Consider the following 19,849-nt stretch of genomic DNA (forward strand, 5'->3'; position numbering starts at 1 on the left):
AAAAACGCAATAATCTCAGTACTAATAATCAGTAAGCCAGCATGGAGACCATAAAAAGGGGACAAAAAGCCCCCTTAAACAACATCACTCACTCGCTAAAAAATTTCGTTCGGTGCCAAGTCCTCCACCATACTGCGATCAAATTCAATCACGCCATCCGATGGTACTTCATCAAGAGTGCTTCGCATTAGTGGTCGAGAGGTGTCGTTCTGCTTAATGACAATTTCGACACGTCGATTAGTCGCACGGTGTGCCGACGTGTCATTAGGTACTAGGGGCCTAGTATCAGAATACCCGGTTACAGCAAAACGGCCCTGGTCGAGTTGACCTGTACCAAAGAGCTCCTCCGCAACTGAAATGGCTCTGGCTGAAGACAGTTGCCAATTAGAACGAAATTGCCGACTATCAATGGGCACGTTATCCGTATGACCTTCTACCGAAATAGTCCCTTGAATACCCACTAAGACTTCACGGATCATTTCCATAACTGGGATAAAGTCATAGTTTAACTCTGCCGAACCTGACTCAAATGACCCTTTGTCTTTAATTCGGATCGTAATGGTTTCTTCCTGTGTTTCAATCTCTACTAGGCCTTTCGAAATTTCTTCACGCATCACAGACGCCACCATTTGCGCATCACCTTCCGTTTGCTGAATTTGTTCCTCTTTTTTAAGATCCGCGTTAGATTTATCAACCACCGTCACAGGAGAGGGAGACCCTGAGTTTTCTTGTACTTTCAGCTCAGACTCTCCAGGCTGACAGATAACTTCCAGTGTATTTTCGGGTGTGTCATCGGCTTTTTGCTTCACTTCGTTAATCGGGGTGGGTTCCGGTCTACCTGGACTAAACTCTTGGGCTATAATAGACGTTCCCATCGGGACAGACTCGGCCGACACCTCACTCTGAACCCCAAATGCTAACTTTAAAGACCCCGCAATTTGCTTAAACTTAATGACATCCATCTCAGCAAACGACAGCAAAAGCACGAAAAAACACATTAACAAAGACATAAGATCGGCAAAGGTTCCCATATAAGCGGGCAATCCCTCTACACACTCGGGGCAATCTGGTTCTTCTTCATCACTCATTATTGAATCCATTTACCGCTAAATAGGGCCACTAAAAACAAAACAGCCAATGCAACTAAAAGTCTTATTCACGCTCAATACGTTTGCCTTCGGCAATATAGGTTTTCAAAGCACCATCCAAAATACGTGGGTTCTGACCGGATTGAATCGCCAAAAGAGCATCCAGTATCATTTTCTGACACGTCAACTCTTCGTCTGCGCGAATGTTTAGTTTTGCCGAAATGGGCAAGCACACCATGTTTGCCAACATAGCGCCGTACAACGTAGTCAGCAACGCGACCGCCATCGCAGGGCCAATGGCTTTAGGGTCAGACATGTTCGCCAACATCTGGACCAAACCCACTAAAGTTCCTATCATCCCCATAGCAGGACCCACGTCGCCAAATGATTTAAATACTTTTGAACCCGAGGTGTGCCGGAAATAAGCCTGGCTCATATCTCTGGATAATTGGTTTTTAACCACGTTGCCATCATGACCATCCACCAGCATCTGGATGCCTTTTGATAAGAACGGATGACTGACCTCTTTGCCTTCTAAAGACAATAGACCGCCTTTACGAGCTTCATCGGCCAATCCATAAATCTCATCGATTAAAGTATCCAAAGGGACACTCTTAAACATAAAGGCTTTCGCCGCGATTTTACCCGCTCCTAAGAACTGGCTAAGCGGGTATTGCATTAAGATAACAAAGGTAGAACCGACCAATACAATCAGGGTAGAAGCAAGGTCTAAAAACATCCCAGCTGAACCGCCGACAAAAATAGCCGCGATGATTACAATAAACGATCCAACAAGTCCTATTAACGTTGCGATATCCACACACGTCTCCCAACAATAAAGCTATAATGCCAACCACACATTCCTACAATTCTATACGAAATAGAGACTAAGAATGACATCTTCTTGCAGGAATTTTGTAATTTTCATTAACACACCCTCGAATAGCACACCATTTTCTGTTACAAAACGTGGGTTAAAATAAGAGTAGTCAACATGTCACGAAAAAACAGTGTCCGCTATTTCGAAGAGAATCTCAGTGAGCTCGATAGTATCGTTGCACAACTTGAGTCGAACAAGCTTTCCCTAGAAGAATCATTAAAGGCGTTCGAGAAAGGCGTTAAGCTCAGCCAAGAATGCCAATCTGTTCTGACACAAGCTGAGCAGAAAGTTCAAATATTGCTCGAAAAACAAGATGGCGAGTACCTAGAAACTTTTGAACCGGAACCCAATTCGTGACACTAGAAGATTTCTCTAATTACGCTCGTTCTCGAGTCGATACGTATCTGGCCGAACATCTTAGCGAGTACGGGCCTGCCACCTACTTACAAGAAGCCATGTCTTATAGCTTATTGAATGGCGGCAAGCGCATTCGCCCCATGCTGACTTACGCCAGTGCCTCCTTATTTGGCGAAGCCAACAGCCTCACTGACGCCAGCGCCGCCGCCCTTGAATCCATCCACGCCTACTCTCTTATCCATGATGACTTACCCGCCATGGACGACGATGACTTGCGACGCGGAAAACCCACTTGCCATATACAATACAACGAAGCCACCGCCATTCTTGCAGGCGATGCCCTGCAAACGTTTGCATTTGAATTATTAAGTGCCAAGCACCACGACAACGCCGCCATTCAGCTGCAACTGTTGCAAATATTGATTCAGGCCTCAGGCCGACACGGCATGGTAACGGGCCAAATGATTGACCTCGCCAGCGTAGGCAAAGACATCGACCTAATTGCCTTAGAACAAATGCACCAACATAAAACAGGCGCCTTGATCAGAGCGAGCGTCCATATGGGCGCCATCAGCGCTGGAGCAACATCGGCGGCCGATTTGCAGGCGTTAGACATCTACGCCACCGCCATTGGCCTCGCTTTTCAAGTGCAAGACGACATTATCGACATTACCAGCGATACTCTCACACTGGGTAAAGCGCAATTTTCTGACGAAGAGGCAAACAAGCCAACTTACCCCAAATTATTAGGGCTCGAAGGGGCTCAAGCGCTGGCCCACTCTTTACACAAACAAGCAATAAGCGCCGTTTCCCCATTTGGTGATGCAGCCCAACCTTTAGTTGAACTTGCGAACTATATTATTGGTCGTAACCACTGATATACTTACACACTTTTTAGATTAACTAATAATGTGATTAAATCCGTGCCCATATTCGAAGAGATACCCACAGCTCGACCCGACACCCCCTTGCTGGATCAAGTCAATACGCCGGCGGATTTGCGCGCCTTCAAAAAAGATCAATTGCCGACACTCATCCGCGAGCTGCGTGAATTTATGCTGTACAGTGTCGGCCAAACCGGTGGACACTTTGGCGCTGGGCTTGGCGTCGTTGAACTCACGGTCGCCCTGCATTACCTTTACAACACACCTGAAGACCGTATTGTCTGGGATGTGGGCCACCAAGCTTACCCTCATAAGATTTTAACGGGACGACGAGAAGCCTTGCTGAATATTCGTCAAGAAAACGGCATTTCAGGCTTCCCTAAACGTGACGAAAGCGAATACGACACCTTTGGTGTCGGTCATTCCAGCACGTCTATCGGTGCCGCATTAGGCATGTCTTTGGCAGCCAGACAGCTAAAAACAGGGCGCAAAGCCGTTGCCATTATTGGCGATGGCGCCATGTCAGCCGGCATGGCGTTTGAAGCTCTGAATCACGCCGGTGATGTAAAAGCCGATATGCTGGTGATTTTAAACGACAATGAAATGTCGATTTCCAAACCCGTCGGGGCCTTGTCCAGTTATTTTGCTCGTATTTGGGCCAGCAAAACTTACGATAACATTCGCAAAAGTGGCCAAAAAGTCTTTTCAGGCCTGCCCTCTGCACTCGAATTAGCACGAAAAGCCGAAGAACACATGAAAGGCATGGTATCGCCTGGCATGATGTTCGAAGAGCTGGGGTTTAATTATATTGGTCCTATCGATGGCCATGACATTGACCATTTATTGACCACCATCGCAAATCTAAAAGACCGCACCGGCCCGCAGTTTTTGCATGTCATCACCAAAAAAGGCAAAGGCTTCGAACCCGCCGAAGGCGACCCTATTGGCTATCACGCCATCAATAAAATTGAGCCAGACCCCAAACCACATAAATCAAAAAAACCATCACCCAAATATTGTACCGTCTTTGGTCAATGGCTGTGCGATCTCGCCGAACAAGACGACAAAGTTGTTGGCATTACTCCAGCAATGAAAGAAGGGTCAGATTTAATCGAATTCGCCGAACGCTTTCCCGATCGTTACTTCGATGTCGCCATTGCCGAACAACACGCCGTTACCTTAGCGGCCGGCATGGCGTGCGATGGCATTAAACCGGTTGTGGCCATTTATTCGACGTTTTTACAACGTGCCTATGATCAATTGATTCACGACGTCGCCTTGCAAAATCTCGATGTATTGTTTGCCATCGATCGCGCCGGTCTAGTCGGTGAAGATGGCCCAACTCACGCGGGTGTTTATGATCTGAGCTATCTGCGTTGTATTCCGAATATGGTCGTGATGGCACCGTCCGACGAAGACGAATGCCGTAAAATGTTACAAACCGGTTATGAATACAAAGGCCCTGCGGCTGTTCGTTATCCCCGAGGCACAGGTCAAGGCATTACGATTGAGCCGACACTGTCCACGCTTGAATTAGGTCAATCTCGCACTTTACGAAAAGGTGAATCTGGGATTGTGATTTGTGCCTTTGGTCGACCAACTTACGACGCCTTGCATGCGGCCAATGAACTAGACGCAACGCTACTCGACATGCGCTTTGTGAAACCTTTGGATGAAAAAGCTCTGTTGGCTCACAAAGACGCCACGCTCTTTGTCACCGTGGAAGAAAACGCCATCATGGGCGGCGCGGGGTCTGCAGTTGTGGAGTGCTTACAAGCCAATCACATTGCCCTTCCTGTTTTACAGCTCGGCTTACCAGATCAGTACGAAGAACACGCCAGCCATGAATCCATGCTAAAACGTGTTGGTTTAGACGCAGACGGCATTTTGGATCAGATTCAAACCAAGCTCAGCGCCCTGTCATCTTAGTCACCATCGCACTAAAAACCAAACCATGACATAACAAAAAACAGGCCAACTGCCTGTTTTTTTTATTGTTTCTTTTCAAACTACCATTTGGCTGTACTCACTAAAAAAGCCAATACATTTAAAGCGCCACCGTCAGCTGTCTCATAAGCATCAGACTATCGGCAGATTGTTACAAAGAACTTTTTGAGCACATGATTCGTATTACCCCAAATGTAGCAATTCGCTACACTTCTTTTACCACACTAGAAAGATTTTATTATGTCTACTGCAAGCATTCGACTTGACCAAGATTTGGTTGATAAGGCAGCTATTATGGCTAAAGCCCTAAACCGTACAACACCAAAACAAATTGAACACTGGGCTAAAATCGGTGAAATGATGGAAGATAACCCCGATTTACCCTATAAATTCGTAAAACAAGCAATCATTGCCAAAGCCGAAAAAGAAGCCGGTAAACTTGAGGAATACCACTTTGGCTAAGATTACTTGGCTACAGCTACGAAGATGGCACCGTTACTCTCGAACTGATGGCTTTAGGTTCTCATGAGAATTTTTATCGCGATATGAAAAATATCTCCTGAACTGACATGAATCATAACGCCCGCTTAATGGTAAGCCAACGCTACTACTAACTTTCCGCATAACACCGTAACCACAAAAACCAACGCATAGTAACCATGCCGCGCGTTGGCTGTCCCTCTTGAAGCGTTTGTTATGCCGCTAACTGAAGCGTGAGGCGAGCGTCTTATAAACAGCGTCTTTATCTCGTTTACCAACAGCGAGTACGTAAACGACAACGTCATTGTCGATGACTTCATAAGCTAAACGATAACCAGCTGTACGAAGTTTGATTTTGTAAACAGAATCATAACCCCGTAACTTTGATGATAGGACGTGGGGGTTTTCTAGCCTTTCTTTGAGTTTCTTTTTAAATTGACTCTGAATAGTTGGCGCCAGCCTACTCCACTCCTTTTGGGCTGCAGGCAAAAACGTTAACTTATAAGTCATCAATATTGATTTCCACGGCTTGCGACAAATCACCACGACGACTATCTACTATTTGGGAAAGCTCATAATCATCAAGCATATCCATCAAATACTCATAAGTTTCAGCCGGTACAAGATAAGCTGCGGGTTTGTTGTGGTTAAGGATTGCAATAGCTGAACCATCAGCCTCATTCAAAAGAGCAGTTGGATTTTTCTTTAACTCTGAAATACTAGCAGAGCAATTCGCTAATACCTGTCTCATAACCTCACCATATAAACATTAAAATAAGACCTGACTTTAGACCTTAATTTAAGTAATTGCTAGAGATTTACAAAAGAGGCATAACGCTTTTCTAAGAGGAATAACGCTTGCATAAACGGCGCCCGACTAGGGCGTCCAGTGGACGGCCGTCAGGCCGGGAACGAATTTGATGCACTGGTTATACTGCTCTAGATCCAAGCACAAGAAGTGCGTTCCTTGAACGGGGTTATCCGTCACGGGGGGATGTTCAACAAACCCATATGACTTATATAATTTCAAGGCAGTTTTGAACTCAGGCAGAACATCTAAACAAATTTTCTTGTACCCACTGATAACCGCCTCTTGCAACACTTTGTCGACCAGTTTGGCCCCCTGATTACTACCACGGGTGCTCGGTCGAATATAAACTCGCTTCATCTCACAGACAGCATCATCCAATCTTCGAAATGCTGCACACCCAACAGGTTTACCGTCTTTTCTTAGCAAAAAAATCTTTGACTCTTCGGAGCTATATTTTTCAGGTAACTGATTAAATTCTTGATCATTACCTTGAAAAGAAAGGTCGACCGAGGTGCTACTGACATACTCACGGTACAGATCAAGAACATCCTTTAAGTCATCAGGAAAAACTGCTCTTGCTATATCAAACACTTCATTCCCCTAGCGGTATAACGCCTTGCTAAGCGGTTTTTACGCGCTCTTCGTGAAAACCCGGCTTAATCGTATTGTTAATTGCGATCATTCCAATACCCTAGCTTGCGATGGTTATGCATAATCGCAACAACATAAATTATTTTTTCGCCTACGTTTTTATAAATAACAGAATACGGGAATCGACTTAAGATAAAGCGCCTATAATATTGTCCCACTTTAGGCCAAGTTTGCGGTAAGGATTGGATAGAATTAAAGGCATCGTCTATCTCTTCTACGAACTCGTACCCAAGACCTTTTACTTGTTCTTAATACCCATCAAAGGAGGATTTTATTTCTTCTGTAGTGTCTGGGTAAAATAATAATTCAGGCATATAGCTTACAGTTTTTGCTTGATTTGGCCCCATGTAGTCGGGCTAACTTTACCGCTTTCCAATTCATTGCTTCGTTTTTCTGCAAGTGATAACCACTCCTGTTCAACGTCATCATCTGCAAGACCATCCATTGATGATAATAAACAATGAGCAGCTAAGGCTTTCTCTTTAGTACTCATTTTATCAATGCTATCCATAAGGTTTTTAAGAGCTTTTGACATAAACTATCCCCAAACAATTTGACCGTAGTTAGTTTAGCAGTTTATAGAATCAAGAGTAATAAATTTACAAACATAGCAATTAACACCATTTTAAGCGGTGTGCCGACGCTCTTCCGGCACATCCGACTTCAAAATTTTTGTTAACTTTTTCCACATCAATTTAATAATGGTAACGACAAGAAATGATGACTATGGAATCACCATCAACTGCATAGACTAACCGATTGGTCTCATCAATTCTTCGAGACCATAGCCCGCTCAGGTTTTCCTTTAGTGGCTCAGGTTTTCCAATGCCATCAAAAGGTGAACGTTTAGCATCTAGTACAAGCTTATTAATACGTTTGAGGGTCTTTTTGTCTTGAGTTTGCCAATATAAATAGTCTTTCCAAGATTCATCAGTCCATGACAGTAATCTTTTAGTCATCCATCAATTCCTTTTGAGAATATTCACCTTTTTTAAATTGGGAAATAGACTTCGCTAAATGAGCAGCATTAGCGGGTGACTTAAGTAAGTAAACAGTTTCCATCAAGCTATTATAGTAATCTAATGACATAACAACCGCGTCCTCAGAGTCTCTTCTGGTGATTACGGTAGTATCGGCATCGTTTACAACATTGTCTAAGACAGACTTTAAACCATTTCTAGCTTCAGTAAAGGATACAACTCTCATAACACTTCCTCTTGTACAATTTAGAAGACAAGTCTAACGTAGACCCTCAAAGTTGTACAGTTAAAAAGACATGTTATATATAGTAGAAAGTTAACACTTCAATCACCGGCTTGGTGAGGCTGGCGGATTTTTTGGAACAAAAAATGTGACAGCTTTAACAAGTCCGAGTGCATTGACTTGTTAACTGCCTAACTTATTGAGCCATATTTAGTTCGTATTAAATCAACCTTATCCCTAAATTCAGATAATAAGTGCGACACTGCAAATCAGGTGTAGAAGAAGCCAACTGCTGAAGTTGATACACTTCTTCTTACCACAGATAAAGCAGTACCAACATGAATTATCAGCAGTTGACCGAAGGCAAAAGATACCAGATTTCCGCTCTTTTAGGGCAAGAAATATCAGTGGCAAATATTGCGCTCACCCTGAATTGTCATAGAGCTACGATTTACCGTGAGTTAAAGCGGAATAAAAAAGTAACAGAATATTGCCCTGACAAAGCCCAAAGAGCTTGTTTGATAAGGCGGAAGACAGCGGCAAAATATCGCATATCATCAAAGACAATTGATTTTATTCGTATTTTAATTGAAATCGACTGGAGTCCTGAGCAAGTCTCTAACGTACTCAAAAACTGCGGTGTTCCCGTCAGTCATGAATGGATTTACCAATATATCCATGATGACAAAAGAAACAAAGGGACACTTTACCGCCATTTGAGGCAAGGAAGAAAACGCTACCGGAAAGGCCAGAGAACAAAAGCTGAAGTGATTAAGAATAAGGTATCCATTGATGATCGGCCTGTGATTGTTGATACCAAAAAGCGCTTTGGAGACTGGGAGATAGACACTGTTTTAGGTAAGCACGGCTCAGGCTCAATCGTCACCTTGCTAGAAAGAAAGACACGTTTTTACCTTATAAAGAAAGTGGATTCGAAATCAGCCAAAGATGTGACTCAAGCAACCATAGAGCTATTGTTGCCTTTTAAAGATCATGTTCACACGATCACAGCAGATAATGGTCGAGAGTTCGCGTATCACGCTGAGATAGCCGAAGCATTAGAAACGACAGTGTATTTTGCTCATCCATACAGTTCTTGGGAACGTGGAGCAAACGAAAATAGCAACGGACTCCTAAGGCAATATGTGCCCAAAGGTACTGATTTAAGGCGTGTTACAGAAGAGAGAATACACTTCGCAATGAGACGAATAAATAATCGTCCAAGGAAGTGTTTAGGGTTCAAGCAACCAGCCGTAGTGTTTAAAGAAATGTGCTTAGTTGCTTGAAGTGAAAAGTGTCGCACTTCGGGCTTGAATTCAGGGCTTTCAATTCATTTAATTTAATCTCGAATTTACTATGATCGCCTTCATTGGATTGCTCATAAATAATCAATTCAATATTGTATTGGCTTTTAATAGTATCCTTAATTCTTGCTGCGTATGATTTTGACCCAACCATGGCATAGCTAGGGTTTGTTGTGTCTGTTTCAATATTGTTGTTTTCAAGAATCAAATTAATATCAGGATCCTCAATACCACAACCAATAAAAAGCACTGTATTTAGTTTATATAATGACGATGTAAGTTCAAAAAATGAACGGTGCTTTTTACGTAAATTAAAATAGTCTGAACGGCTGAGTATTGTATCGGCTGCATGTTTAGCACAACCATGCATTTTAATTAGTATTGTGCTCGGAGATCTTACTGAGTCAAGTAACCCATCCCGTGTATGTTCATATTGAGTAAATGAATTATGTCCAGAATTCTCAATTAGAGCGCCCTCTACTAACGTGTCATAGTTTGTAGTTGAGAATATCCTTGGTGAAATATTTACCAAGTCCTTATGCGCAGTAGAAGGAATAAAGTTGTTTTCAATAAATATCTCACGTATTTTTGCATTATATTCAGCAGGACTTCCCTTAGTACGAATCACCTCTGCTGCATCTAAATACTTTTTCTGAGAAATAAATTCATCAACAAGATTTTTATCTTCTGCTTCACTTAAAGTTGAATCTTTTAATGTATGTAATAGAGCCTCCCAACTAGGCGGTCTATTTCCATGTTCATCGACTGACTGACATGACATTCCAGATCCCAGATGAATAATACAGCGCTTCTCAACAATTTCTCTAACAAGAGAATCAGGCCACATCACTAACATCTCCAAGGTTATGCATAACACGGTCAGAAATCACATCGAACGCTTTAATATAGTTCTTTGCTTGAGTATATTGTGACCCTGCCATTCCATCTGTTGAATTCAATGTAGCAATTGGAGCACCAACAAATTGAGACAAAGCTAAAATGCCAAACATATGAGGAATTTCGCCCAAATTTAATTCAGCATGCGTATTAATTTCTGGTTTTTTAAATATACTTAAATTTGCATCAATTTCAGGTTCGAAATTATCAATAATTCGTTGGTATGACTGAGTTGTTCTAACTGTTCCATCTGCATGCTTACGAGAAATATAAGATTGAAGAGTGTATCCTAAGAACCCACTATCAATAGTTACTTTCGGCTTTAGATCTGCCTTAATTTTATCCCAGATATGTTCTTTTTCAGTTTTGAACGTTTCATATTTTGAATTATAGTAAGGTACCCATTTCTCAAACCATTGTTTGATATTTTTTATTGCGACCAAACTGAATATATCGCAACTCATAGGTGAGATGAAAAAGTCAGATGCAAGTAAAGCTGTTCGATTAATTGCACCTAGACTAGGGCTTAAGTCTATAAAAACGTAATCATAATTTTCTTTTTGCGTTTCTAAAATTGTATTTATCCAATTTGATATTCTCATCCCACTTACACTGTCAGGGTCAGAAAGCTCATTCCATTTCTTACTAAGTATATCTTCATACGAAGCTAAAAATGGATTTCCCGCAATGATAGAAGCGTGGAACCTTTCACAAAATATTGGAGTAACATCGGTGTTAATAGTACTTTCACCAACTTCATAATTATCGAACGCATCAACTATAGTTTGGTGTGGTTTTTCAAGATTACGATCATAATATGGAGCTATAACCTCGCTGGCCAATTCATCCCCCAACATATAGTGAGTTATATTAGCCTGTGGATCTAAATCTAATACCAAGACCCTTTTATTGTGCTTCATGGCAAAATGGGTCGCCAAATTTGCACAAAAGGTGGTTTTTCCTACACCGCCTTTATTATTAAATATTGCAATGGTCTTCATTTTTATTTTTCCTTAATAATCTGATTAGGCTGGCAAAGGCAGTTAACACCATTTTAAGCGGTGTGCCGACGCTCTTCCGGCACATCCGACTTCAAAATTTTTGTTAACTTTTTCCACATCAATTTAATAATGGTAACGACAAGAAATGATGACTATGGAATCACCATCAACTGCATAGACTAACCGATTGGTCTCATCAATTCTTCGAGACCATAGCCCGCTCAGGTTTTCCTTTAGTGGCTCAGGTTTTCCAATGCCATCAAAAGGTGAACGTTTAGCATCTAGTGCAAGCTTATTAATACGCTTGAGGGTCTTTTTGTCTTGAGTTTGCCAATATAAATAGTCTTTCCAAGATTCATCAGTCCATGACAGTAATCTTTTAGTCATCCATCAATTCCTTTTGAGAATATTCACCTTTTTTAAATTGGGAAATAGACTTCGCTAAATGAGCAGCATTAGCGGGTGACTTAAGTAAGTAAACAGTTTCCATCAAGCTATTATAGTAATCTAATGACATAACAACCGCGTCCTCAGAGTCTCTTCTGGTGATTACGGTAGTATCGGCATCGTTTACAACATTGTCTAAGACAGACTTTAAACCATTTCTAGCTTCAGTAAAGGATACGACTCTCATAACACTTCCTCTTGTACAATTTAGAAGACAAGTCTAACGTAGACCCTCAAAGTTGTACAGTTAAAAAGACATGTTATATTTAGTAGAAAGTTAACGCCGCCATAAGCGGTGAGTAACAGTTTGCTATAATGTGAAATGAAATGAAGCAGAACCGAGCCAAATGTTACGAATCCGACTTGATGGCCTTGTTAGCCATATTCACTACCATCTGGGAATTTGCACCTAAACACTTCCGAAAATGCAGATTTATGCCATATTAATTTGCGAGCAAGCATAGCATTACCATTCATACGCTCAGGACTGAGTGTAACTTTTTTGTATAAGCGTCTATGAGTTCTATATGCATATATCTCATCAATTTTGGGGTATGATTGCGATAAACAATGCTCGTAAAACACAAAATATGCAGGGTTCTCTGAGGATATTTTATTAATTTCCATAAAGAACCTACTATCTGTTTCTTTATTACCTTTAATTTTCCCTAAGTAGCTATCAGAGTATTTTTTTGTTCCATGCCAGCCTCGTTTGAATCTAACAGAAATCCCCTCTTTTCGAGTACATTCCCCTATTTTAATAAAAGGTGATGAATCATTTTTAAATCTATAAAAATAAGTGCCAATTGCTGAAGATAGGTTTTCTTTATCCAAGGCATTCAGAATGAAGTTATCAGTAATGTCAAGGATATCTTCTGGTGAAGTAAGTAGAAATGAGATTACTTTCTGAGAACCGTCTCCTCTTCTGGAATCAGCTACGTATTTTTTACATTGATATTTACTCATAGCTTCCTCTGATGGCTAACGCCGCCAACACAGGTGCGAGCTTGCGAGCATCCTAGTGCTTGGCCTTGTTAGCAGTAAATTTCAGGCGCAACACTTGCTGCCCTGTTGGCTTATGGAGCTTTTCTTCTAGTTGTTCAAAGCCATATTCTGAATAGAAGTTACGACCTATATTGTTTACTTTAAATACCTCAACTTCAAGATTACCATGGATTTCTTGAGCTTTATCCATTAAAGCCTTGCCAATACCTTGCCCATGACAATTGGGTTGAAGAAAAATCGCCCCAACTTCGTTACCCATAAGCGCAATAAAGCCTTTAACCTCACCTTCAAGTTCGGCGACCCATGTATCTGTATTAGGCATATATATTTCAGCTACGTTTGTCCGCTCTTGAGCAATAAACTCATCGGTCATGAACGGATGAGCTAATCGTGTTGCAACCTCCCATGAATTAAGAACGCCCTCTAAATCAGAAACCTTATACTGACGAATGTGTGCTTTCATCGTTTAACCTCTATGTATGAATTGATAGCGGACATTCTAATGAGCCGCGATCAATACAGATTGAAGAAAAACGACAATTTTCAATCAAACTCAAAATTGCCATAGATGTCTATGGTGAGATCTCGATCCAGTGCGTAACTAGCGGGTGTTTTGCCAATAGAACTCTTGAGGTGGCGAATCAAATGGGGTTGGTCTGAAAAACCGTACTTATTGGCAACATCAACCCAGTTTATGTCTTCTTTATTAAGCTGGTACAAATAGTTAAGTATCTCTTCTAGGTGAATCATGGATTGAGGTTGCTTCATGGACAGGCCTGTTACTCTTGCAAAGCTTCGCTCAATAGTACGCTGTGAACGATGCAACTTTTCCCCGATTTCAGCTATAGCTGTATCGCCAAGTAATAACATAATCTGACGAACTAAATGACTGTGCTTATCTTCGTGACAGTCAGATAACCAGGGCAAGAGCTCTTCGTCCAGAATATTGCATACTTGTTGCTTTTGTTCTGCAGCATTCATTAAGAGCTGATCTGAACTAAATGTCCTCGAGCCAATGAGATGATTCACATCGATCGTCTCAACCTTATCTAACTTAGAGCTAAGGTTATTCATTTTTAAAGAATAGAGCGCCCCTATTTTAAATTTGACCCCAACAATTTTGAAAGGAGCCGAGTGATCCATCGTAAATGTTTTGAGGTGAGGGAATATCCAATGACTTCCACTAACATTCTGAGTTTTATTGCTATGCGTATACTCATATGTACTATTCAAATTCGAAACAATTAAATGAGAAGAAGGATCTGGATTCAGTTTGGGATAGCTAAAGCTCTGATCATGTAATTCTTTTTCTAAAAACCAGTAGCACTCAACATATCTAGCTACATCCTCTATTTTCGGTGATAGCTTCCAGCTTTTCATTCAAACTCTCTACCTCGTTGCTGACTATGTCTGTGACTGCTAACGCCCCATTAAGAGGCTAAAATTGTTGGATTGCTTTTTTGCGTTTCTTTGCAAAAAACGAGCAAACTGTTTTAGTCCTTTTGAATGGCTTGTTATGTTTTAACTACTTATAGTCCTTGATAACTTTATAAGTAATATCAAGGTTTGTGGCTTTCTCTACAGCAATTCTCAGCCCCTTAAAACCAATCATTGTTTCACCATTTTGATCTAGTTCATAATCAATTTCTTGTGAAAATGCAGGTCTTGCTAGATTTTTATAAAACTCTCTAAAAGAGATTTTAATTTTGTTACCCACAATACCTTGGTATAAAGCTGCATATTTAAATGAATCTTCTTTGAATTCTGGAGGAGTTGGAATTAATTTATATTTTATAGGTGCATCAAGTTTCTTGAGATTACCATTAGGATAGACCCCATTATGTGTAAAACTGCCAAGATTATTAGGATCAATTAAACAGTTATTTGAAGCACTACAGATTGTCTTATACCCATTATTACCCCACACTAAAAGCATAAAGGAAGAACCTTTTTTCATACTTAATTCATCTTTATCTGCTGTCGACTCCATTATAGCAGCACCAACCAAGCCAAGTGCTAACCATGCATATTGTCTACCTTTACCATTATCAATTAAAACATTATCTAACAACTTAACACTGTAGGTATTTTTAGGCATTAAATAAGACTTCTCATACATGTTTTCGCCAACTTCTACTGTTGATAGCTCTTCTAAATTTGGTAATCTGAGTATTGTTTCATCTGTTGATTTTGAAGAGTCATGATATACATTTGGATAACTTGAAGATGTACTGGCACACCCAGCAACTTGCAACAAAGTAAAAAAAACAATAAAAATTGAACTGACTTTAAACACAATAACTTCCTTATTTTCACTAATGGTAGATTGGAACACTTAAAACATAACGCCTTGCTAAGAGGCAAAAAATGGTTTGCTAAAATGTTTGAGGAACGAAAAACAGCAAACTGTTTTTTGTCCTTTTGAGCAACTTGTTAGCTGCCAGACACTAAGTTCTTAACATACCATTGTTTATGGAACTCACTTAAGTCTTCCATTTGTTTACCTAAAACACCTAGTAAACCACCTGTCCAAGTTGAAAATGCATTGGTACCATCAAGGTTATATACATTTTGAGGTAAACTTCTAAGCGTATAAACAGGATTTTGAGTACCATACTCAAGACCTGTAGCTTTAAAAAAATCACCTTTTAACATGAATTTAGGTTTACCTTTAAAAGATAAAATAATGCTTTCGTATTCATTTTCTTTTAGTTTTGCCGATAATTGCAATAAGACTCTTGAAACATCCATTGGACTCTTTTCTGAAGAAACATCCCTGATATCAAAAACAATAACATTGGGATTTATAAACCAATTAAAGTGTGAATAAACACTAATCCCTGTATTTCTTGAATCTGATTCAACGATCTCAGAAATATTTTTTTGCAATGAAAAGTAATTCCAAGAAAATATAATAGAAATGGCTAATATTGTAATAACTAAAACTTTGCGAATCATGAACTCTTCCTTGGGCAGCTAACGCCGCCATCACGCGCTTGTCGCGTGCATGGCCTTGTTATGTGCTTTTTGTAACCATGCCAGAAGATCACTCACCACATATCTCTTCAAATTTAGCGTAGGCTTCTGCGCCAGAATACGTTGTTTTTGAATAGTGGTAGCTGCTCCCAACTTCATATAGTTTGTATGCATACTGATCACCATTCATGCAGACGATATCCCCCTCAAGAAAAATGACCTCTTGGTTGTATCCCATATAGCCAACATAGCCATATCCGGTTTTTTTAAACACAGTGCCATCTCGTAACTCATATATGTCATCAGAATGACTTTTGTACTGAAATGTAGTCAGTTCGGCTGCATTGACGAGAGTGCTAAACGACAACAGAAAGATTCCAGGTAGTATAATTCTCACTATTCGTGTCCTCACATAACGCCTTGCTAACGGGCAAAAGACAGTTTGCTAAAATTGGCGAGGTACGAGCCGAGCAAACTGTATTTTGTCCTGTTGAGCAACTTGTTAGTTTTGCATTAACTTAGAAAAAGATAGTTGCAGATAAACTGATAGAATCTACGTCATCTGACTTACCGTAACCAACACCAGCAGAAAATTGTTCTGTAAAGTGATACATTGCCGAGACATTAAAACCGGTCTCAGATTCATCGGCAATATCTACATAACTAAGTGAGCCACTTAACTCAATGTTTTCTGTAACTAATGAACGAATACCTGCTTGAAGACCATATCCGTTTTCACTCTCACCTTCAGAGTTTCCTTGGAAAGATGCTTCAATTTCCATATCTTGATACGAAACGATACCAAAGAAATCAGTAGTGCTAGAAATCGCATGACGATAACCTAGCCCAATAGATAATGTATTAAAATCCACATCCACTTTAGAACCAAAAACATCAATATCATCAGACACTGACGCGTAGCTACCAGCTATAAATACATTATCACTAACTAATTTTGTTCCTGAGATACCAAAACCTGTTAGTTTATCGCCGTCTAAATCTACTGATTGATAAGATAAAGACGCACTATCCCAACGAACAGACTCTGCAGCCTGAATTGTTCCCATTGATAACAATAAAGCTGATGCTAATACTAATTTTTTCATTTTAAACTCCATGCCCAAAAAATAAATAACGCTAGAATTGTGGGCTGCAAAACTAACGCCGCCATAAGCGGTGAGTAACAGTTTGCTATAATGTGAAATGAAATGAAGCAGAACCGAGCCAAATGTTACGAATCCGACTTGATGGCCTTGTTAGCCATATTCACTACCATCTGGGAATTTGCACCTAAACACTTCCGAAAATGCAGATTTATGCCATATTAATTTGCGAGCAAGCATAGCATTACCATTCATACGCTCAGGACTGAGTGTAACTTTTTTGTATAAGCGTCTATGAGTTCTATATGCATATATCTCATCAATTTTGGGGTATGATTGCGATAAACAATGCTCGTAAAACACAAAATATGCAGGGTTCTCTGAGGATATTTTATTAATTTCCATAAAGAACCTACTATCTGTTTCTTTATTACCTTTAATTTTCCCTAAGTAGCTATCAGAGTATTTTTTTGTTCCATGCCAGCCTCGTTTGAATCTAACAGAAATCCCCTCTTTTCGAGTACATTCCCCTATTTTAATAAAAGGTGATGAATCATTTTTAAATCTATAAAAATAAGTGCCAATTGCTGAAGATAGGTTTTCTTTATCCAAGGCATTCAGAATGAAGTTATCAGTAATGTCAAGGATATCTTCTGGTGAAGTAAGTAGAAATGAGATTACTTTCTGAGAACCGTCTCCTCTTCTGGAATCAGCTACGTATTTTTTACATTGATATTTACTCATAGCTTCCTCTGATGGCTAACGCCAAGCTCAGGCGCGCATTTTATGTAGCGTTTTTGTGCAAAAATTGGAGCTCGCGACACATGCACAAAAACGGCGTAATAAAATGTGTCGCTTGCAGCTTTTTGTTAGGTGATTTATTGCATAAAACCCAAAAGGTTATCTAAAGGTTTTATTAAACTTTGCTCAACAGAATTCATGTTGAGAGCGGTTATTAAATAATCTTTAACGTTACCTAATTGTTCTTCTGGAATGTCGTCGACCTTAATAACAGCTAATGCCTTGTTAATTTCCAAACATTCATTAGCATTAAGCTCCCTGCCATTTTTAGCAACGTAAAGTAATTCGATCCCTTTATTCATTCTCCCACCTCAACAGTTTGATAACTTTATTAATATGTTGTGCAATTCATACCACCAGTGACAGTTCTGTAGCAGTTAGTATTTTTAACCTTATTTTGCTGGCGCTTCTGCTCTTCTTGCTGCTTATTAAATTGATACATTTGTAGCTGCTGATCAGTCATAGCATTTCTATAGCCAGTAAGTTCATCATCAGAATTGTAACAATTAATTGAAGTATCCGTTCTTTCTCTTGAGTATCTACAATTACTATCTCCAGTCATATAATAATGACCGCGAAGAAATTGCGGACTGGCACTGCAACCTACCAAAACAAACAACAAGCAAATCAATGAAATTTTTTTCACAGCCTCTCTCCGTAGATTTTTATAGTAAAAATTGGCACAAGATATTTAAGCACCTAACATTTTAATAGTGCGCATGCGCGTTTTCACATTTTTAAAACTCTTCAAATATCTCTATAAACCACTGAATTATAATTAGTTTATAAATATATCCAAAAAATCGAAATCTGGCTAAACGAGCGTGCGCGTTATCACGCTTATCCCCAGCACGTCATCTCAGCACTGGAAATTATTATTCATTGATACTAAAAGACTTTTTATTTAACTACCAGTATAAACGCGCAAAACAATGAATATTTTTTAGACAAAACGAGCAAAGAATTGGCAATCAAAAAAATAAACTGTATATTCATACAGTATTTTTCTTTTATCCACAAGGAGCGTGTGATGTCATCGAGCCCTTTTCTCAACTTTATTAGAAGCGAACTTCGCTTACGCGGTTATAGCTTAAAAACAGAAAAGTCTTATCTGTATTGGATTAAGTACTTCATTCGTTACCACCAGCTCAAACATCCAACCAACATGGGTTCAGAGGAAGTGCGCGATTTTTTATCATTTCTTGCAGTAGAAAAAAATGTTGCGGTTAATACTCAAAAAGTAGCATTAAATGCCCTCGCTTTTTTATATAACAAACTATTAGATCAACCATTAGGTGATTTAGGTTTTCAACATGCTAAGCAAGGTAGGCGGCTACCCATTGTTTTGTCTCCTCCTGAAATACAAAGGATACTTGCTACTCTGAATGAGCGAGACCACTTAATTTTTTCTTTATTGTATGGATCAGGGCTGAGAATTAGTGAATGTTTACGAATTCGTATTCAAGATATTAATGTAGAGCAAAGTAGCTTAGCGATACGTTGTAGTAAGGGCAACAAGGACAGAACGACTGTTTTAAGTCGTAAATTAGCGAAATCGATCAATATCCAAAAAGCTTATGCCCAGAAGATCCAACAAGAGGATAACTCAAAAGGCTACGGCCCTTCTTTACCTGCTGCTTTAGGTAGAAAATACCCTAATGCTTTTCGACAATTTAGCTGGATGTTTTTATTCCCTTCAGTATTTATTTGCTCTCATCCCGTGACAGGTGAATTATGTCGCCATCATTTGCATGAGTCCGTTCCTAGAAAAGTGTTAAAAAAAGCCGTGCGTGCAGCGAATATTTTAGACAAAAGGGTAAGTTGCCATACATTCCGTCATTCTTTTGCGACCCACTTACTAATGGCAGGGCGAGACATAAGAACCGTTCAAGAACTCCTAGGTCATAACGACGTGTCAACTACTCAGATTTATACACATGTGATTGGAGAGCATTTTGCAGGAACCAGTAGTCCAATTGACCAGCTGTTGTAACATGGCCATTAATGAAGAACC

28 protein-coding genes and 1 pseudogene are annotated in these 19,849 nt (G+C 40.0%); 7 read left to right on the forward strand and 22 right to left on the reverse strand.

Going from position 1 to position 19,849, the window contains the following annotated elements; genetic code table 11:
* Positions 1–95: 95 nt before the first annotated feature.
* Positions 96–1,088, reverse strand: a complete 993-nt coding sequence (locus FXV75_RS11645; RefSeq protein WP_148833586.1) for a flagellar motor protein MotB — start codon at positions 1,086–1,088, stop codon at positions 96–98.
* A gap of 64 nt (positions 1,089–1,152) precedes the next feature.
* Entirely contained in the window at positions 1,153–1,908 is a 756-nt protein-coding gene (gene pomA / locus FXV75_RS11650; RefSeq protein ID WP_148833588.1) for a flagellar motor protein PomA, read from the reverse strand.
* A 174-nt stretch (positions 1,909–2,082) separates the two neighbouring features.
* Here pomA and FXV75_RS11655 point away from each other — a divergent pair, with 174 nt between their 5' ends.
* The 5 genes and pseudogenes from FXV75_RS11655 to FXV75_RS11675 form a co-directional block, all read left to right on the forward strand.
* The gene (locus tag FXV75_RS11655; protein ID WP_148833590.1) at positions 2,083–2,325 is read left to right on the forward strand and encodes an exodeoxyribonuclease VII small subunit; all 243 of its coding nucleotides are present in this window, start codon (positions 2,083–2,085) and stop codon (positions 2,323–2,325) included.
* Positions 2,322–3,203, forward strand: coding sequence for a polyprenyl synthetase family protein (locus FXV75_RS11660; RefSeq protein WP_148833592.1), 882 nt, complete (start codon positions 2,322–2,324; stop codon positions 3,201–3,203). Before FXV75_RS11655 ends, FXV75_RS11660 begins: the two co-directional genes overlap by 4 nt.
* 51 nt (positions 3,204–3,254) lie before the next feature.
* Positions 3,255–5,138: a 1-deoxy-D-xylulose-5-phosphate synthase gene (dxs, locus tag FXV75_RS11665; protein ID WP_222863170.1), complete on the forward strand. Its 1,884-nt coding sequence runs from the start codon at positions 3,255–3,257 to the stop codon at positions 5,136–5,138.
* 258 nt (positions 5,139–5,396) lie between these two features.
* Complete coding sequence (locus FXV75_RS11670; protein ID WP_148833594.1) at positions 5,397–5,618, forward strand: TA system antitoxin ParD family protein; 222 nt, start codon at positions 5,397–5,399, stop codon at positions 5,616–5,618.
* Positions 5,615–5,719: pseudogene (locus tag FXV75_RS11675) on the forward strand (type II toxin-antitoxin system RelE/ParE family toxin); the annotation flags it as partial. The gene FXV75_RS11670 and the pseudogene FXV75_RS11675, both read left to right, overlap by 4 nt.
* A gap of 139 nt (positions 5,720–5,858) precedes the next feature.
* Here the strand turns inward: FXV75_RS11675 and FXV75_RS11685 are convergent.
* From FXV75_RS11685 to FXV75_RS11715, 6 genes are all read right to left on the reverse strand, one after another.
* Positions 5,859–6,146 carry a type II toxin-antitoxin system RelE family toxin gene (locus FXV75_RS11685; RefSeq protein ID WP_187424885.1) on the reverse strand — a complete coding sequence of 96 codons (288 nt, stop codon included), beginning with the start codon at positions 6,144–6,146 and terminating at the stop codon, positions 5,859–5,861.
* Positions 6,136–6,387 (reverse strand): type II toxin-antitoxin system Phd/YefM family antitoxin, encoded by a 252-nt coding sequence (locus FXV75_RS11690; RefSeq protein ID WP_001250181.1) that lies wholly within the window; start codon positions 6,385–6,387, stop codon positions 6,136–6,138. Before FXV75_RS11690 ends, FXV75_RS11685 begins: the two co-directional genes overlap by 11 nt.
* Positions 6,388–6,513: 126 nt before the next feature.
* On the reverse strand, positions 6,514–7,038 hold the full coding sequence (locus FXV75_RS11695; RefSeq protein WP_148833598.1) for a GNAT family N-acetyltransferase: 525 nt from the start codon (positions 7,036–7,038) through the stop codon (positions 6,514–6,516).
* Positions 7,039–7,417: 379 nt separating this feature from the next.
* Positions 7,418–7,633 (reverse strand): addiction module protein, encoded by a 216-nt coding sequence (locus tag FXV75_RS11705; protein ID WP_148833599.1) that lies wholly within the window; start codon positions 7,631–7,633, stop codon positions 7,418–7,420.
* 160 nt (positions 7,634–7,793) lie between these two features.
* Positions 7,794–8,057, reverse strand: coding sequence for a Txe/YoeB family addiction module toxin (locus tag FXV75_RS11710; protein ID WP_148833601.1), 264 nt, complete (start codon positions 8,055–8,057; stop codon positions 7,794–7,796).
* Positions 8,050–8,304: a type II toxin-antitoxin system Phd/YefM family antitoxin gene (locus FXV75_RS11715; RefSeq protein WP_148833603.1), complete on the reverse strand. Its 255-nt coding sequence runs from the start codon at positions 8,302–8,304 to the stop codon at positions 8,050–8,052. Before FXV75_RS11715 ends, FXV75_RS11710 begins: the two co-directional genes overlap by 8 nt.
* Positions 8,305–8,639: 335 nt before the next feature.
* On the opposite strand from FXV75_RS11715, the gene FXV75_RS11720 reads away from it, so the two are divergent.
* On the forward strand, positions 8,640–9,587 hold the full coding sequence (locus tag FXV75_RS11720; protein WP_148830984.1) for an IS30 family transposase: 948 nt from the start codon (positions 8,640–8,642) through the stop codon (positions 9,585–9,587).
* Here FXV75_RS11720 and FXV75_RS11725 read toward each other — a convergent pair.
* From FXV75_RS11725 to FXV75_RS11790, 14 genes are all read right to left on the reverse strand, one after another.
* A complete protein-coding gene (locus FXV75_RS11725) occupies positions 9,562–10,452 on the reverse strand; it encodes an SIR2 family NAD-dependent protein deacylase (protein ID WP_262368609.1) in 891 nt (296 codons plus the stop codon). The genes FXV75_RS11720 and FXV75_RS11725 overlap by 26 nt on opposite strands.
* Positions 10,442–11,503, reverse strand: coding sequence for a ParA family protein (locus FXV75_RS11730; RefSeq protein WP_148833607.1), 1,062 nt, complete (start codon positions 11,501–11,503; stop codon positions 10,442–10,444). The genes FXV75_RS11725 and FXV75_RS11730 overlap by 11 nt, the downstream gene beginning before the upstream one ends.
* A 123-nt stretch (positions 11,504–11,626) precedes the next feature.
* On the reverse strand, positions 11,627–11,890 hold the full coding sequence (locus FXV75_RS11735) for a Txe/YoeB family addiction module toxin (protein ID WP_148833609.1): 264 nt from the start codon (positions 11,888–11,890) through the stop codon (positions 11,627–11,629).
* Entirely contained in the window at positions 11,883–12,137 is a 255-nt protein-coding gene (locus FXV75_RS11740; protein WP_148833603.1) for a type II toxin-antitoxin system Phd/YefM family antitoxin, read from the reverse strand. The genes FXV75_RS11735 and FXV75_RS11740 overlap by 8 nt, the downstream gene beginning before the upstream one ends.
* 188 nt (positions 12,138–12,325) lie before the next feature.
* Complete coding sequence (locus FXV75_RS11745) at positions 12,326–12,916, reverse strand: hypothetical protein (protein ID WP_148833611.1); 591 nt, start codon at positions 12,914–12,916, stop codon at positions 12,326–12,328.
* Positions 12,917–12,968: 52 nt separating this feature from the next.
* Positions 12,969–13,418: a GNAT family N-acetyltransferase gene (locus tag FXV75_RS11750; protein WP_148833613.1), complete on the reverse strand. Its 450-nt coding sequence runs from the start codon at positions 13,416–13,418 to the stop codon at positions 12,969–12,971.
* Positions 13,419–13,498: 80 nt separating this feature from the next.
* Positions 13,499–14,335: a helix-turn-helix domain-containing protein gene (locus tag FXV75_RS11755; RefSeq protein ID WP_148833615.1), complete on the reverse strand. Its 837-nt coding sequence runs from the start codon at positions 14,333–14,335 to the stop codon at positions 13,499–13,501.
* Positions 14,336–14,480: 145 nt separating this feature from the next.
* Positions 14,481–15,251 (reverse strand): hypothetical protein, encoded by a 771-nt coding sequence (locus FXV75_RS11760; RefSeq protein ID WP_148833617.1) that lies wholly within the window; start codon positions 15,249–15,251, stop codon positions 14,481–14,483.
* A 137-nt stretch (positions 15,252–15,388) separates the two neighbouring features.
* Complete coding sequence (locus tag FXV75_RS11765; RefSeq protein ID WP_148833619.1) at positions 15,389–15,913, reverse strand: hypothetical protein; 525 nt, start codon at positions 15,911–15,913, stop codon at positions 15,389–15,391.
* A gap of 88 nt (positions 15,914–16,001) precedes the next feature.
* Positions 16,002–16,205 (reverse strand): hypothetical protein, encoded by a 204-nt coding sequence (locus tag FXV75_RS11770; RefSeq protein ID WP_148833621.1) that lies wholly within the window; start codon positions 16,203–16,205, stop codon positions 16,002–16,004.
* A 244-nt stretch (positions 16,206–16,449) separates the two neighbouring features.
* Complete coding sequence (locus tag FXV75_RS11775) at positions 16,450–17,037, reverse strand: porin family protein (RefSeq protein WP_187424887.1); 588 nt, start codon at positions 17,035–17,037, stop codon at positions 16,450–16,452.
* Between the two features lie 150 nt (positions 17,038–17,187).
* Positions 17,188–17,778: a hypothetical protein gene (locus tag FXV75_RS11780; RefSeq protein ID WP_148833611.1), complete on the reverse strand. Its 591-nt coding sequence runs from the start codon at positions 17,776–17,778 to the stop codon at positions 17,188–17,190.
* A gap of 134 nt (positions 17,779–17,912) precedes the next feature.
* Positions 17,913–18,137 (reverse strand): hypothetical protein, encoded by a 225-nt coding sequence (locus tag FXV75_RS11785; RefSeq protein ID WP_148833625.1) that lies wholly within the window; start codon positions 18,135–18,137, stop codon positions 17,913–17,915.
* A 29-nt stretch (positions 18,138–18,166) separates the two neighbouring features.
* Entirely contained in the window at positions 18,167–18,481 is a 315-nt protein-coding gene (locus FXV75_RS11790) for a hypothetical protein (RefSeq protein WP_148833627.1), read from the reverse strand.
* Between the two features lie 384 nt (positions 18,482–18,865).
* On the opposite strand from FXV75_RS11790, the gene FXV75_RS11795 reads away from it, so the two are divergent.
* Positions 18,866–19,828, forward strand: coding sequence for an integron integrase (locus FXV75_RS11795; protein WP_148833629.1), 963 nt, complete (start codon positions 18,866–18,868; stop codon positions 19,826–19,828).
* The last annotated feature ends 21 nt before the right edge of the window (positions 19,829–19,849 follow it).

This window comes from Marinomonas sp. IMCC 4694, assembly GCF_008122525.1.
Classification (GTDB): Bacteria; Pseudomonadota; Gammaproteobacteria; order Pseudomonadales; family Marinomonadaceae; genus Marinomonas.